The organism is Pseudomonas sp. BN417, assembly GCF_029871205.1.
Classification (GTDB): domain Bacteria; phylum Pseudomonadota; class Gammaproteobacteria; order Pseudomonadales; family Pseudomonadaceae; genus Metapseudomonas.
In genome coordinates this window covers 1-12,005 of sequence record NZ_SSOJ01000048.1, presented here as the reverse complement: position 1 = coordinate 12,005, position 12,005 = coordinate 1, and the positions used below count along the sequence as shown (strand labels likewise).

General features: G+C 63.5%; 11 protein-coding genes. 1 reads left to right on the top strand and 10 read right to left on the bottom strand.

Translation table 11 applies throughout. The features are described from left to right. The 10 genes from E8F11_RS04575 to E8F11_RS04530 all read right to left on the bottom strand — a co-directional run. Positions 1–966 (bottom strand): IS110 family transposase (locus E8F11_RS04575; RefSeq protein ID WP_280287030.1); only part of this gene is annotated, 966 nt, incomplete at its 3' end. Positions 967–1,323: 357 nt separating this feature from the next. Continuing rightward, a complete protein-coding gene (gene fleR / locus E8F11_RS04570; protein ID WP_280287627.1) occupies positions 1,324–2,718 on the bottom strand; it encodes a sigma-54-dependent response regulator transcription factor FleR in 1,395 nt (464 codons plus the stop codon). 6 nt (positions 2,719–2,724) lie between these two features. Next, positions 2,725–3,930: an ATP-binding protein gene (locus E8F11_RS04565; protein WP_280287626.1), complete on the bottom strand. Its 1,206-nt coding sequence runs from the start codon at positions 3,928–3,930 to the stop codon at positions 2,725–2,727. A gap of 110 nt (positions 3,931–4,040) precedes the next feature. Continuing rightward, a complete protein-coding gene (locus E8F11_RS04560) occupies positions 4,041–5,513 on the bottom strand; it encodes a sigma-54 dependent transcriptional regulator (RefSeq protein ID WP_280287625.1) in 1,473 nt (490 codons plus the stop codon). A gap of 219 nt (positions 5,514–5,732) precedes the next feature. Next, the gene (locus E8F11_RS04555) at positions 5,733–6,029 is read right to left on the bottom strand and encodes a flagellar protein FliT (RefSeq protein ID WP_280287624.1); all 297 of its coding nucleotides are present in this window, start codon (positions 6,027–6,029) and stop codon (positions 5,733–5,735) included. Between the two features lie 20 nt (positions 6,030–6,049). Further along, complete coding sequence (fliS, locus tag E8F11_RS04550; protein WP_280287623.1) at positions 6,050–6,430, bottom strand: flagellar export chaperone FliS; 381 nt, start codon at positions 6,428–6,430, stop codon at positions 6,050–6,052. Between the two features lie 154 nt (positions 6,431–6,584). After that, the gene (fliS, locus tag E8F11_RS04545; RefSeq protein ID WP_280287622.1) at positions 6,585–6,971 is read right to left on the bottom strand and encodes a flagellar export chaperone FliS; all 387 of its coding nucleotides are present in this window, start codon (positions 6,969–6,971) and stop codon (positions 6,585–6,587) included. A 6-nt stretch (positions 6,972–6,977) separates the two neighbouring features. Continuing rightward, the gene (gene fliD, locus E8F11_RS04540; protein WP_280287621.1) at positions 6,978–8,405 is read right to left on the bottom strand and encodes a flagellar filament capping protein FliD; all 1,428 of its coding nucleotides are present in this window, start codon (positions 8,403–8,405) and stop codon (positions 6,978–6,980) included. A 74-nt stretch (positions 8,406–8,479) separates the two neighbouring features. Beyond that, a complete protein-coding gene (locus tag E8F11_RS04535; RefSeq protein ID WP_280287620.1) occupies positions 8,480–8,827 on the bottom strand; it encodes a flagellar protein FlaG in 348 nt (115 codons plus the stop codon). A gap of 79 nt (positions 8,828–8,906) precedes the next feature. Next, positions 8,907–10,370 carry a flagellin gene (locus E8F11_RS04530; RefSeq protein WP_280287619.1) on the bottom strand — a complete coding sequence of 488 codons (1,464 nt, stop codon included), beginning with the start codon at positions 10,368–10,370 and terminating at the stop codon, positions 8,907–8,909. 436 nt (positions 10,371–10,806) lie between these two features. On the opposite strand from E8F11_RS04530, the gene E8F11_RS04525 reads away from it, so the two are divergent. Beyond that, positions 10,807–11,946 (top strand): IS481 family transposase, encoded by a 1,140-nt coding sequence (locus E8F11_RS04525; protein ID WP_280287593.1) that lies wholly within the window; start codon positions 10,807–10,809, stop codon positions 11,944–11,946. The last annotated feature ends 59 nt before the right edge of the window (positions 11,947–12,005 follow it).

The window sequence follows — 12,005 nt, the reverse complement described above, 5'->3', positions numbered from 1 at the left end:
CTGATAGGGTGTCTGCGTCTTGAGCACACCATAGGCAATCTGCAGCAGCTTGCGCATGGCCGCGCCCAGGGCGCTCATCTTGGCTTTCCCGCGTGCCAGCAGACGCTGGTAAAGCGCTTTGACCGTGGGATTGTGCTGTTTGGCCACAATGGCCCCCATGTAGAGCTTGGCCCGCAGCCGAGGCTGCCCCGCTTTGGTCAAGCGTGGTTTGCCTTTTACCGACGTCCCCGAGTCCCAGGGGCGTGGAACCAGGCCCGCATAGGCCGCGCATTGTCGGGCACAGCCAAAGTCGCGGCTGTGCAGAAACGCCAGCAGGTGGCGGGAAAGGACATCCCCGATGCCCTGGATGCTCCGCAGCAGCTCCCGGTTGCGTTTGAGCTGGTCGTGCCGGTCGATGTGGTCGTCGATCTCCTGCTTCAGGCGTTCGGCCTCCTGACGCAGGGCACTGAGCATCGTATCGATGGAGGCCACTACGCTGAGGCTGGCCTGACTGACCTCGGCTTTTTCCCGCCGGTTCAGTTCGCGCTGGAGGTCCTCCTGCAACGCCTCATACCGCACGATCATCGCTTTCAGCTCGCGGATCTCCCGCGCCTCCGGCAACCAGCGTCGGGCCTTTTGGGTCGCGCCAAAACGGGCGAGCACCAGGCTGTCCTGCTTGTCCGTCTTACCGCGAATACCCAGGCTGCGCGCATATTCGCGGACTTGCGCCGGGTTCAGGACGAAGACCTGAACGCCACGGTCGTGCAGGTAATACGCCAAGGATTCGTGGTAGACCCCGGTGGCCTCAAGGAACACCTTCAGTTCCCCGGCGGCAACGCCACTGTGGGTGCAGCACCACTCGATCAAGGCGGCAAAGCCGTCTACTTGATTGGTAAATACCTTGGTCTTGACCTTCAGACTGTCCGGGTCGCGTAACCACAGACAGTCGAGCTTTTGCTTGCTGACATCGATTCCAATAACCGCCATCTCTCGATCCTTGCCTTGTTCATGCAGCCTCACTCCGGTGGAGGGGCTTGGATACCATTCAGGAGTTGGAGAAGAGGGCCGGGAGCACAATCTACGAAACAGAGTCGAGCTCTCAGGATGGGAACGGCTTTCCCGGCCCTGGGCAGTGAGGTAGCTAACCTCATTGCCCTGGAGAGATACAAGGATGGGTGGAGCCTGCGATACCCATCGATCACGGCTGATGGGTATCGCTCCGCTCCACCCATCCTACAAACTGTTGTCAGGTCCCAACCATCGCGCTGACAACTTCGTAGGGGATACAGCCAGTCTCAACACTTAATGCAGACAGAGCCAATAAATTCGCCCCTACAGGTAGCTTCAGCTGGCGTAAAGGTAGGCCTCGACATCCATCCCGGCGTCACGCATCTGCGCCAGCTTGTACCTCAGGGTACGCGGGCTTATCCCCAAGCGCTCCGCGGCTTCCTTGCGGCGGCCGCGTTCGGAGCGCAGGGTGTCGATGATCATCTGGAATTCGTGGCGGCGCAGGTCGTCGCCCAGGGCGCTGGCCTCGACCGGCGCGGCGGCCAGCGGCAGCGGGACCACCGGCGCTGCCGCCGGAACGGCGGGCGCCAGGGCCATGCCAATGGGCGCAGTCAGGCACAGGTCGTGGGGCTGGACCAGGCCGCCTTGCTGCAGGATCAGCGCACGCTGCACGGCGTTGTCCAGTTCGCGCACGTTGCCCGGCCAGGGATGGGCCAGCAGGGTCGCCTGGGCCTCGCTGGAGAAGCGCACGGCGGCGTGGTTCATTTTTTTGACGTGCTTGGCCAGCAGACGCTCGGCCAGCGGCAGGATATCCGCCGGGCGCTCGCGCAGCGGGCGCCAGGCCAGGGGGAAGACCGAGAGCCGATAATAGAGGTCCTCGCGAAAACGCCCGGCGGCGACTTCGCCGGCGAGGTCACGGTTGGTGGTGGCGAGCACGCGGATATCCAGGCTGATCGGCCGGCGCGCACCCACCCTTTCCACTTCGCGCTCCTGCAGCACGCGCAACAGTTTGGCCTGCAGCCCCTGGGGCATTTCGGAAATCTCGTCGAGCAGGATGGTGCCGCCGTCGGCCAGCTCGAACTTGCCCGGCGCGCTGGCAATGGCGCCGGTGAAGGCGCCCTTCTCGTGGCCGAACAGGGTGGCCTCGAGCATGTTGTCCGGGATGGCTGCGCAGTTGATGGCAATGAAGGGCCCGCCAGCACGGTTCGACTGCTGGTGGATGTACTGCGCCAGCACCTCCTTGCCGGTACCGGATTCGCCCGAGATGAGCACGGTGGAATCACTGCGTGCCACCCGCGCGGCCAGTTCCAGCAACTGGCGACTGGCCGGTTCCAGGGCCACCGGGCCGTCGCTGGCAGTCGGGGCAACACGGCCCAGGGCATGGCGCGCCACCAGTTCCAGCAGGGTGTTGGGCGCGAAGGGTTTCACCAGGTAATCGGCCGCGCCCTGGCGCATGGCTTCGACCGCGCGCTCCACGGCGCCATAGGCGGTCATCAGCAGCACCGGCAGTTGCGGATGGCGCTGGCGGACGATGGCCAGCAGCTGGTGGCCGTCCATGCCGGGCATGTTGACGTCACTGACCATCAGGCCGAAGGTCTCTTCACCCAGAGCCACCAAGGCGGCTTCGGCGCAGTCCACCGCGCGGAAGTGGTAGCCGCCGATCAGCAGGGTGTCCGCCAGGGCTTCACGCAGGGCGCGATCATCCTCGACCAGCAGAATTTTGGCAGTCATCGTCCTTTACTCCTGAGTAACCGATTGCGCCGCGGGAATCAGCGGCAGGACCAGGGTGGCGCAGGTACCGCGGCCGGGCCGCGAACGCAGCCGCAGCTCGCCCTGGTGGGCGCGCGCCACCGCCTTGACCACGGCCAGCCCGAGGCCGGTGCCGGTGGTCTTGGTGGTGAAAAAGGGCTCGCCCAGGCGCGCCATGGTACTGGCGTCGATGCCAGGGCCGTTGTCACTGATGGCCAGGCGCAGGTCGCCGCCGCGGCGATATAGGTGCACCTTCAGCTGCAGGTCGCGGCCGGCGGCCTGGCTGGCGTTCTCGATCAGGTTGAGCATGGCCCCCACCAGGGTGTCGCGGTTGCACAACAGCTCGCCCTCGGCGAGGTCGCACTGCCAGCGCACCTGCTTGCCCTCCACATGGGATTCGGCCGAGGCGCGCAGGGCGGTGAAGAGCGCGGGCGGCGCCAGGCGGTCCGGCAACGGCAGCTCGCCACGGGCGAACACCAGCATGTCGCGCACCTGGTGCTCCAGTTCGTGCAGGCGTTCCTTGAGGCGGCCGGCGAAGCGCTGCTGCTGCTCAACCGGCAACACCTGCTGGCTGAGGTGGCTGGCGTAGAGCAAGGCGGCGGACAGCGGCGTGCGGATCTGGTGGGCCAGGGAGGCGACCATCCGCCCGAGGGCGGACAGGCGTTCGTGGCGAGACAGCTGGTCCTGCAGGCGACGGGTTTCCGTCAGGTCGGTGAGCAGCACCAGCTGGCCGGGTTCGGCATTCAGGGAGCGGGTGGCGATGGAAAGCCGGCGGCCGTCCTTGAGGGAGATTTCATGGCCATCGTCTTCCCGCGGGGCGAAGCTGCGCGCGATCACCTCGCGCCAGAGCATGCCCGCCAGGGGCTGGCCGAGCAGGCTGCGCGCCACCGGGTTGGCCTCGCGTACCACGCCCTGCCCGTCTATCACGATGACGCCTCCGGGCAGCAGGTCCAGCAGGCTCTGCAGGCGGTTGGCCAGGCGTTCTTTCTCCGCCAGTTCCTGCATGCGCTGGGCGCTGACCAAGGCCAATTGGCCCTTCAGCTCGGTGACCCGCGCCTCCAGCATGCTGTAGGACTCGCTGAGCTGCGCCGACATCTGGTTGAACAGTGCAAAGGCTTGTTCGAGGCCAGCGCGGCTGGCCTGTTCGGCGGGGGCGTCTTGCGGATTCCGTGCAGGGATGACGGCAGGGTTCATGCTCTTCTCTCGCTCCATCAACCGTCAGCAGACGGTCGGTCGAGGGAGTCATAGCAATACCCGTGCCTAAAAAAATACCCTTATAAAACAGCGACTTGAAAAAAGCGGAATTATTCTTCCGCCAATTCCTCGTCGCGACGGCTCATGCCGTACTTGCGCATCTTCTCCACCAGGGTGGTGCGGCGGATGCGCAGGCGTTCGGCGGCGCGGGCCACCACCCCCGAGGCATCGTCCAGCGCCTGCTGGATCAGCCCCTGCTCGAGGTTGCCGAGGTAGTCCTTGAGGTCCAGGCCTTCCGGCGGCAACAGCGCCTGGGCGGCGACACCGGGCAGGCCGGCGCCAATAGCCGAACGCTCTTCGATCTCCTCGCGCAGGCTGGCCTTGAGCTGCTCGTCCTCGTCATCGACGTGGCGGAATTTCTTCGGCAGCTCGCTGACACCGATGACACCGTAGGGATGCATGATCGCCATGCGCTCCACCATGTTGGCCAGCTCGCGGACGTTGCCCGGCCAGTCGTGGTTGCACAGCGACATGATGGCGGCGGAGTTGAAGCGGATGGAGCCCCGCTTCTCGTGCTCCATGCGCGCGATGAGTTCGTTGATCAGCAGCGGGATGTCTTCCACCCGCTCGCGCAGCGGCGCCATCTCGATGGGGAAAACGTTGAGACGATAGTAGAGGTCTTCGCGGAAGCTGCCGGCCTCGATCATCTGTTCGAGGTTCTTGTGGGTAGCGGCGATGATGCGCACGTCGACATTCTGGGTCTTGTTGCTGCCGACCCGCTCGAAGGTGCGCTCCTGCAGCACGCGCAACAGCTTGACCTGCATCGGCAGCGGCATGTCGCCGATCTCGTCGAGGAACAGGGTGCCGCCGTTGGCCAGTTCGAAGCGCCCTGCCCGGCTGGTGATGGCGCCGGTGAAGGCCCCCTTCTCATGGCCGAAGAGTTCGCTTTCCAGCAGCTCCGCCGGGATGGCGCCGCAGTTGACCGGTACGAAAGGCGCTTCGCGGCGCTTGGAATGGTAATGGAGGTTGCGCGCCACCACTTCCTTGCCGGTGCCGGATTCGCCGAGGATCAGCACGCTGGCGTCGGTGTCGGCCACCTGCTGCATCATCTGCCGCACCTGCTGGATGGCACGGCTGGTGCCCACCAGGCTGCGGAACAGGTTCGGCTCGCGCTGACGGCCGCGCTCGCGGGCGTGGTCGTACATCTCGCGGTAAACCTGGGCGCGGTGCAGGGAGTCGAGCAGCTTGTTGTAGCTCGGCGGCATTTCCAGGCTGACCAGCAGGCGCCGGCGCAGGTCTTCCGGCCAGTCTGCCTGGATCTGGTCGCCGATCAGCAGCACCGGCAGGAACTCGTCCCAGGCCAGCAGTTGCTTGATCAGTTCGAGTACACCGCCCTTGGCACTGACCTCACCCAGCATCACGCACTGGACGTCGCGGCTGGAATCCAGGGAGTCCGTCATCTCGCGCCAGTCGTCGCTGGCGCAGGCCAGGTGCTCTTCACCGAGGAAACTCAGGATCACCGCGAAATCGCGGCGGCGATCGCTGTTGTCGTCGATCAGCAGAATTTTGGTTTCACGCCACATTGTCTGGTTCTTGCTTTTAGGGCTGAACGCCGCTTTGGGCGACGCATGGGCAGACGGCACATCCCAGCGGCGGGATTTGACCGGCAATTGGCCACTAGTAAAGTTAAAAACCCTTGCCGAGTCAATTTTATGGCGTGCTTTTTTTGATTGAACCGACGGAAAGGCTAAAGGGTTGTCAGTGCAGTATCGAACTAGTGGCAGAAGAGAATCGTCCGGCTATCAGCCGAACAATTTGTAGACCTTGGCGCCCTGCTGGGCCTGGTTGAGCTGGATCAGTTCGCCGGCAATACGCTGCTGCTCGACCTGGCAGATGGCGACCAGCTCGCGGTAGAGCGCCAGCAGCTCTTCCATGCGTGCTCGCAGTACCTCGGTGTCGGACACCGCGTCGAGCATGGCGTCGTCGACGGCCTGGCGGCACTGCTGGTCGAGCTCGCCGATGGCCGCCCAGTCCTGGCTGGCCAGCGCGGCGCGCAGGGCGCTGCCGGTGGTTTCGAGACGCTGAACGGGTGAACTCATGGTGTCGTCCTCGTATGCCATCAGGGAGCGATGGCATCCCAAGCAGATTTGATTTCGCGCAGCAGCCCGGCGACTTCGTCGAGCAGGTCCGGATCATTCTTCAGGTTGGCCTGCAGCAGCCGACCGGTCATGTAGTCGTAGAGGCGGTCCAGATTACCGGCCAGTTCACCACCCTTCTGCATATCCAGACCGTCACGCAGGCCGCCGATAATAGCCACGGCCTTGCCAATCAGCTCGCCTTTCTGCGCTGCCTGGCCACGCTTCATGGCGCCGTGCGCCTGGGCGATACGGTCGAGGCCGCCTTCCATCAACATCTGGATCAGACGATGGGGAGTCGTCTCGAAAACCTGCGCCTGGACATTCACCGATTGGTACTGCTTGAGGGCTGTCGCTGCGTACATGGTGGCTCCCGCTGAACTGACTGGCTGATACCCGAGGTATCGGCCGACCAACGGCAAGCTTTAGCCGGATTTACTGCAAATTTCGCGGGCGAGCACAGGACCTGCAGGAGCGAGCTTGCTCGCGAAAATCCCGTGTGCATGGGTTCGCTCGCGCTTACAAAGGCGCCATTTCCACTTCGGGGCCGATGCCATCCCAGGCGTCCTTGATCTGCAACAGCAGCGCCTCCACCTCATCCAGCCGGCGCGGTGTGGTGTCCAGCGCCACGCCCGCAAGGCGGCGGGTCATGTAGTCGTAGAGGGCATCGAGGTTGGCGGCGATCTCGCCGCCCAGTTCCGGGTCCAGCCCCGCCTGCAGCGCACCGAGGATATCCAGGGTGGAACCCACGGCATTACCGCGCATTTCGGGGTTGCCCTGCTGCATGGCGTAGCGGGCCAGGGAGATGCGCTCCAGCGCGCCTTGCAGCAGCAGGCGCACCGCCTCGTAGGGCGATACCTCGGGGCTGGCGACTACCTGTTTATAGGTTTCAATGGGATTCGGCATTGAGGGTCAATCCTTGCTGACGACGCCTGGCAGGCTGGCCAGGGCCTGGGTCAGGCGGTCGCTGGTCTGGGTGAGCTGGCCCACCAGGGAGTCCATGGCATTGAACTGTTTGTAGAGGCGCTCCTGCAGCTGGGTGATGCGCAGCTCTTGCGCCTCTTTCTGCTTGTCCACGGACTTGAGGGTATTCTGCAGGCCGTCCATGCGCTGCTGGAGAATGCCGCCGGTCTGCACGTAGCCATCCACCTGCTTGTCCAGGCGGCTCATCAGCCCTTTGTCACCAGTGAAGAATCCCGCCACCTGCTCGAAGTTATCCTTCAGGGCCTTGTCCAGCTTGGTGTCATCGATCTTCAGGGTGCCGTCCTTCTGGGTAGCGATACCCAGGTCGGCGAGGACGCTGATCCCCTCCTGATCTGCCGGCTCCACCAGGGTGTTGCGAATCCCGCCGAGCAGGGTGCGCACCGTGGCATCGCCCACCAGGCCCCCGGTGACCGGCGCCTTGCCGTCGCCGGCGGAGACCACCGAAGTCAGCTGGTTGGAGGTGGTGACCACCTTGTTGTAGGCGTCGACGAACTTCTTGATATTGGCCTTCACCCCACTCTTGTCCTGATCGATGGTGAGGGTCGAGGAAGGATTCTTGTCGGTGCTGACCGCCTTGAGCTCCAGGGTGACCTCGGGAATGGCCCCAGTGACGCTGTTGCTGGCGCTTTCCAGTTCCAGGCCGTCGATGATGAACTTGGCATTGCGCGCGGCTTCGATAATGCCGCTGCTGGCGGGATCGGCGCTGCTCAGGGTGCCACCGCCAATGGTCAGCGAAGACAGGTCCGGATCGCTGCTGGTGATCTGGATATCATTGCCGGCGCCGCTCTTGCTGGAGCTGAGCACCAGGCGGGTGGTGCCATCGCTGGGGTTGCTCAGCAGGTTGGCGGTAACGCCCTTGTCCTTGAGCTGCGTGTTGATTGCATCGCGCACCTCGGTGAGGGTGGCGCCTTCGGCGATCTCGACGTCGGTGCCGGTATCGCTGGCCCCGACCTTGACCGTCAGCTTGCCGGCGATGCCATCGGCATCGGCATTGGTGGGGACCTTGTAGTCACTGGCCAGGGCCGCCGTACCTACCTTGCTGCCGGTGGCCAGCTGGCTGACCTTGATGCTGTAGGTGCCGGCCAGGGCCGATTTGGTGGCGGTAGCGGTGAGCAGGGTGGAGTCGGACGAGGTCGCCGAACGGTTCTCGAACAGGGAGGACTTGTTCAGGTCCTTGAGGGCCGTCTGGAATTCGCTCAGGGCACCCTTGAGCTGCCCCAGCGCGGTGAACTTGGTGGTGGTGGCCTTCTCCACACGCGCCAGCTGAGCATCCTTGGGTGCACGCTCGGCATTGACCAATGCCGATACGATGCTGTCGATATTGACGCCCGAACCCAGTCCCGTAATCCCTGCCATTTCTCCACCTCGTCAAGCTTCTGGCACCGCAGTACCCGGTGCGGCTTTTCTACAAATCCCGTGCCAAGCCTGTTTCAGGCCTCGGCCTGGAACAGCAGGCTGCGAGCCTCGGACAGGCTTTCCGCCAGTTTCAGCACCTCTTCGGAGGGAATCTGCCGGATCAGTTCGCCGGACTCGGCATCGGTGACCTTGACCACCACCCGACCGCTGGATTCATCCAGGGCAAAGCTCAGGTTGCGCTGAATGTGCTGCACGAAGTCCTGGATATTGGATAACGCGGTCTCGACGGGCTTCTCCTCGGCCTTGACCGAACCCGTTTCAGCTGGCTTTCCAGCCGGACCGATCGCCAGTTCGTTGCCCAACTGGGACTGGCGGGTAACGGCCAGCGCCGGCGGCTGGGACTGGATTTTCGTAACGTCCATCTCCTTACCTCACATGGCAAGATGGGGAGAAGCGCCAAGCACTTCCCCCCATGGTGGTTACGCGGACTCGCTGCCGGTATCAGCGGAGCAGGCTGAGCACCGCCTGCGGCAGCTGGTTGGCCTGGGCCAGGATCGCGGTGCCGGCCTGTTGCAGCACCTGGTTCTTGGTCATATTGGCGGTTTCAGCGGCGAAGTCGGTGTCCTGGATACGGCCGCGAGCGGCGGAAACGTTCTCCGAGATGTTCTGCAGGTTGGAGATGGTGTTGTCGAAGCGGTTTTGTACAGCACCGAGGTCGGCGCGCTGGGAGTCGATGGACTTAAGGGCGGCGTCGATCACAGCAATTGCATCCTGAGCACCGTCTGCGGTGGAAATATCCACTCCAGCCACCGAGTCGACAGTGGACGAACCGGTTGCGGCACCCAGGACTTCTGTGTCAGCACCGGAGAAGCTGAACTCGCTAACGCCGCTCAGTTCTACAGTTCCCACAGCGATACGGTTCGCGTTGGAGTTGACAGCCGCCGGAGCAGCACCATTGATGGAAACGTCAAAGGTGTGCGTGGCGTCCGCTTCCGCAATGGAGAAAGCAATGTCGTCACTTCCTTCCAGGACAATCTGGGTCTTGTCCAGGGAGCCGTCGGACTTCACAACGAAACTGGCAGTGACACCGGCATCGGCGGAGTTGATCTGGTTCTTCAGTTCGGTCAGGTCGTTCGAGTTGAAGTTGGAGACAGCAACGTTCTTACCATTCAGGCTCAGGCTGACAGTGCCACCGTTGAAGGTAGAGTCAAAACCGCCAACGGTCACATCATTCTTAACAGTGGCAGTCACTCCCACGCCGGCTGACGCAGTTGCAGTATTGATAGCATCGGCTACTTGCTTGGAGGTCGAATCGGCGGCATAGGTTATGGCGCCGGTCGAGCCCTTGGCGTCGGAGATTTTGAAGTTCGCTGCAGCGTTTACTACGTTGATGCCGTTGGCTGCGCCGGTCACCAGCGTACCGGTTACGGAACCCTTGTTGGTGTACTCGTTGTTGCCGATCTTGGCAGCAGCAGTCGAGTTGATGGAGAAGCCAATGGTTTCGTTGGCCTGGGCGCCCACCTGAAAATTCACGTTAGCGAAGTCGCCGTTGAGCAGCTTGCGACCGCCGAAAGTCGTGGTATCGGAGATACGATCCAGTTCCTCTTTGAGCTGAGTCACTTCCTGATTCAGTGCCTGACGTTCAGTAGTGGAGTTGGAGCCGTTGGCCGATTGCAGAGACAGGTCACGCATGCGCTGCAGGATATTGGTGGACTGCTGCATGGCACCTTCAGCAGTCTGGGCCAGGGAAATACCGTCGTTGGCATTCTTCACAGCCACGCCCAGGCCATTGATCTGGCTGGTCAGACGGTTGGAGATTTGCAGGCCGGCGGCATCGTCCTTGGCGCTGTTGATGCGCGAACCGGTGGACAGGCGCTCCAGGGACTTGCTCAGCGAGCTGGAGGACGCATTCAGGTTGCGCTGGGCGTTGAGGGAAGAGGTGTTGGTATTGACGGTCAAGGCCATGGTGGACTCTCCAAAGGGACCTGGTAGTTACCGGAGCGAGCGACCCGCGGGCCTCCATGCTCGGGCCCCTGTGAGTTCGCATTCGTCCTTTGTATCGGCCCTGCCCCTGGGACCTTTAGGGTCGGCTTGAATATTTTTTCGGTTTCTTATTTTTTGGCGTCTTGACAAGGACTTAGCAGTAAAAATCCAGGTTCGTAGAGCCCGGGCTTACCTTTCGCCCGCTAAGAGGGCGGGGCCTGCCTACGCATTCGGGGCGCAACTATTGCACTTGCCCCACCGTAGGGTGCGCCGCGCGCACCGACTGCGGGATCGACCATCGCGCGATATCCAACCACTGGTGCGCACGGTGTTCAGCCGGGGGACATAGGTAACGGGTGTCGGGAGACATAGGTAACGCTTCTAGGCTTGCGGAATCCTTCGAATTGGAGTTCGAGCGATGCCGTGGCAGGAGTGCAGCACCATGTCGATTCGACGCGAGTTCGTGCGGTTGGCCGAGCAGCCGCAGAGCAACGTGCGCGAGCTGTGCCGGCGCTACGGCATCAGCCCGAAAACCGCCTACAAATGGCTGCAGCGCCACCGCGAGCACGGTGAGGCGGGGTTGCAGGACCGCTCGCGGCGGCCGCAGCACAGTCCGGGGCGCAGCGACCCCCGCTTGGAGGAGGCGGTGGTGCAGCTGCACCGCCGGTTCCCGTTCTGGGGCGCCCGCAAGCTGCGCAGCCTGCTGCCGGCCGAGTTCGCGCGGCCCCACCACAGCACCATCGACGCCATCCTCCGCCGCCAGGGCTGCCAGGTGCGCTACCACGCCGAGACGGCCGAGGTCCCGGCGACGCAGCGGTTCGAGCACGCTCAGCCGAACGAGCTCTGGCAGATGGACTTCAAGGGCCACTTCCATCTCAACGCAGGTGGCTCGCCGCGCTGCCACCCCTTGACGCTGTTGGATGATCACTCGCGCTTTGCCCTCTGCCTGGAAGCCTGCGAGGGCGAACGCCTCGAACTGGTGCGGCCGCACCTGATCCAGGTCTTTCGCCGCTATGGCCTGCCACGCCGGATCACCGCCGACAACGGCCCGCCCTGGGGCTCGAACATCGCCGGCGGACTGTCCGCCCTGGAGGTCTGGCTGATGCGCCTCGGCATTGAGGTCAGCCACAGCCGCCCCCACCATCCGCAGACCCAGGGCAAGCTGGAGCGCTTCCACCAGACGCTCAAGCGTGAAGTGCTGCACCGCGCGTTTCGCGACTTGGCGCACTGCCAGCAGGCGATGGCGCACTGGCGGGAGCAGTACAACCACGATCGCCCGCATGAGGCGCTGGGCCAGTTGCCGCCGATCACGCGCTACCAGCCCAGTCGGCGCAGCTACCCGGAGCAACTGCCGGAACTGGACTACGAAGCGAGCGACCGGGTGCTCAAGGTCGGGCGCATCGGACAGATCAATTTCCAGGGCCGCCGCGTGTTCGTCGGCGGGGGGTTGTACGGGGAGCGCGTCGCGATCCGCCCCACCGCCGTCGAGGGCGTCTACGATGTGGTGTTCATCCACAAGACCCTGCGCCAACTCGACTTGAGGCAACGCGTGACATGATCATCAACCCGTTACCCATGTCTCCCGACAGGCGTTACCCATCTATCCCGGCTGAACAC

Coding starts and splice junctions, on each gene's coding strand:
- E8F11_RS04555 (WP_280287624.1), bottom strand. CDS start 6,029: ATGAGTTCACCCGTTCAGCGTCTCGAAACCACCGGCAGCGCCCTGCGC.
- fliS (WP_280287622.1), bottom strand. CDS start 6,971: ATGCCGAATCCCATTGAAACCTATAAACAGGTAGTCGCCAGCCCCGAG.
- fleR (WP_280287627.1), bottom strand. CDS start 2,718: ATGACTGCCAAAATTCTGCTGGTCGAGGATGATCGCGCCCTGCGTGAA.
- fliS (WP_280287623.1), bottom strand. CDS start 6,430: ATGTACGCAGCGACAGCCCTCAAGCAGTACCAATCGGTGAATGTCCAG.
- E8F11_RS04525 (WP_280287593.1), top strand. CDS start 10,807: ATGCCGTGGCAGGAGTGCAGCACCATGTCGATTCGACGCGAGTTCGTG.
- E8F11_RS04535 (WP_280287620.1), bottom strand. CDS start 8,827: ATGGACGTTACGAAAATCCAGTCCCAGCCGCCGGCGCTGGCCGTTACC.
- E8F11_RS04560 (WP_280287625.1), bottom strand. CDS start 5,513: ATGTGGCGTGAAACCAAAATTCTGCTGATCGACGACAACAGCGATCGC.
- E8F11_RS04565 (WP_280287626.1), bottom strand. CDS start 3,930: ATGAACCCTGCCGTCATCCCTGCACGGAATCCGCAAGACGCCCCCGCC.
- fliD (WP_280287621.1), bottom strand. CDS start 8,405: ATGGCAGGGATTACGGGACTGGGTTCGGGCGTCAATATCGACAGCATC.
- E8F11_RS04530 (WP_280287619.1), bottom strand. CDS start 10,370: ATGGCCTTGACCGTCAATACCAACACCTCTTCCCTCAACGCCCAGCGC.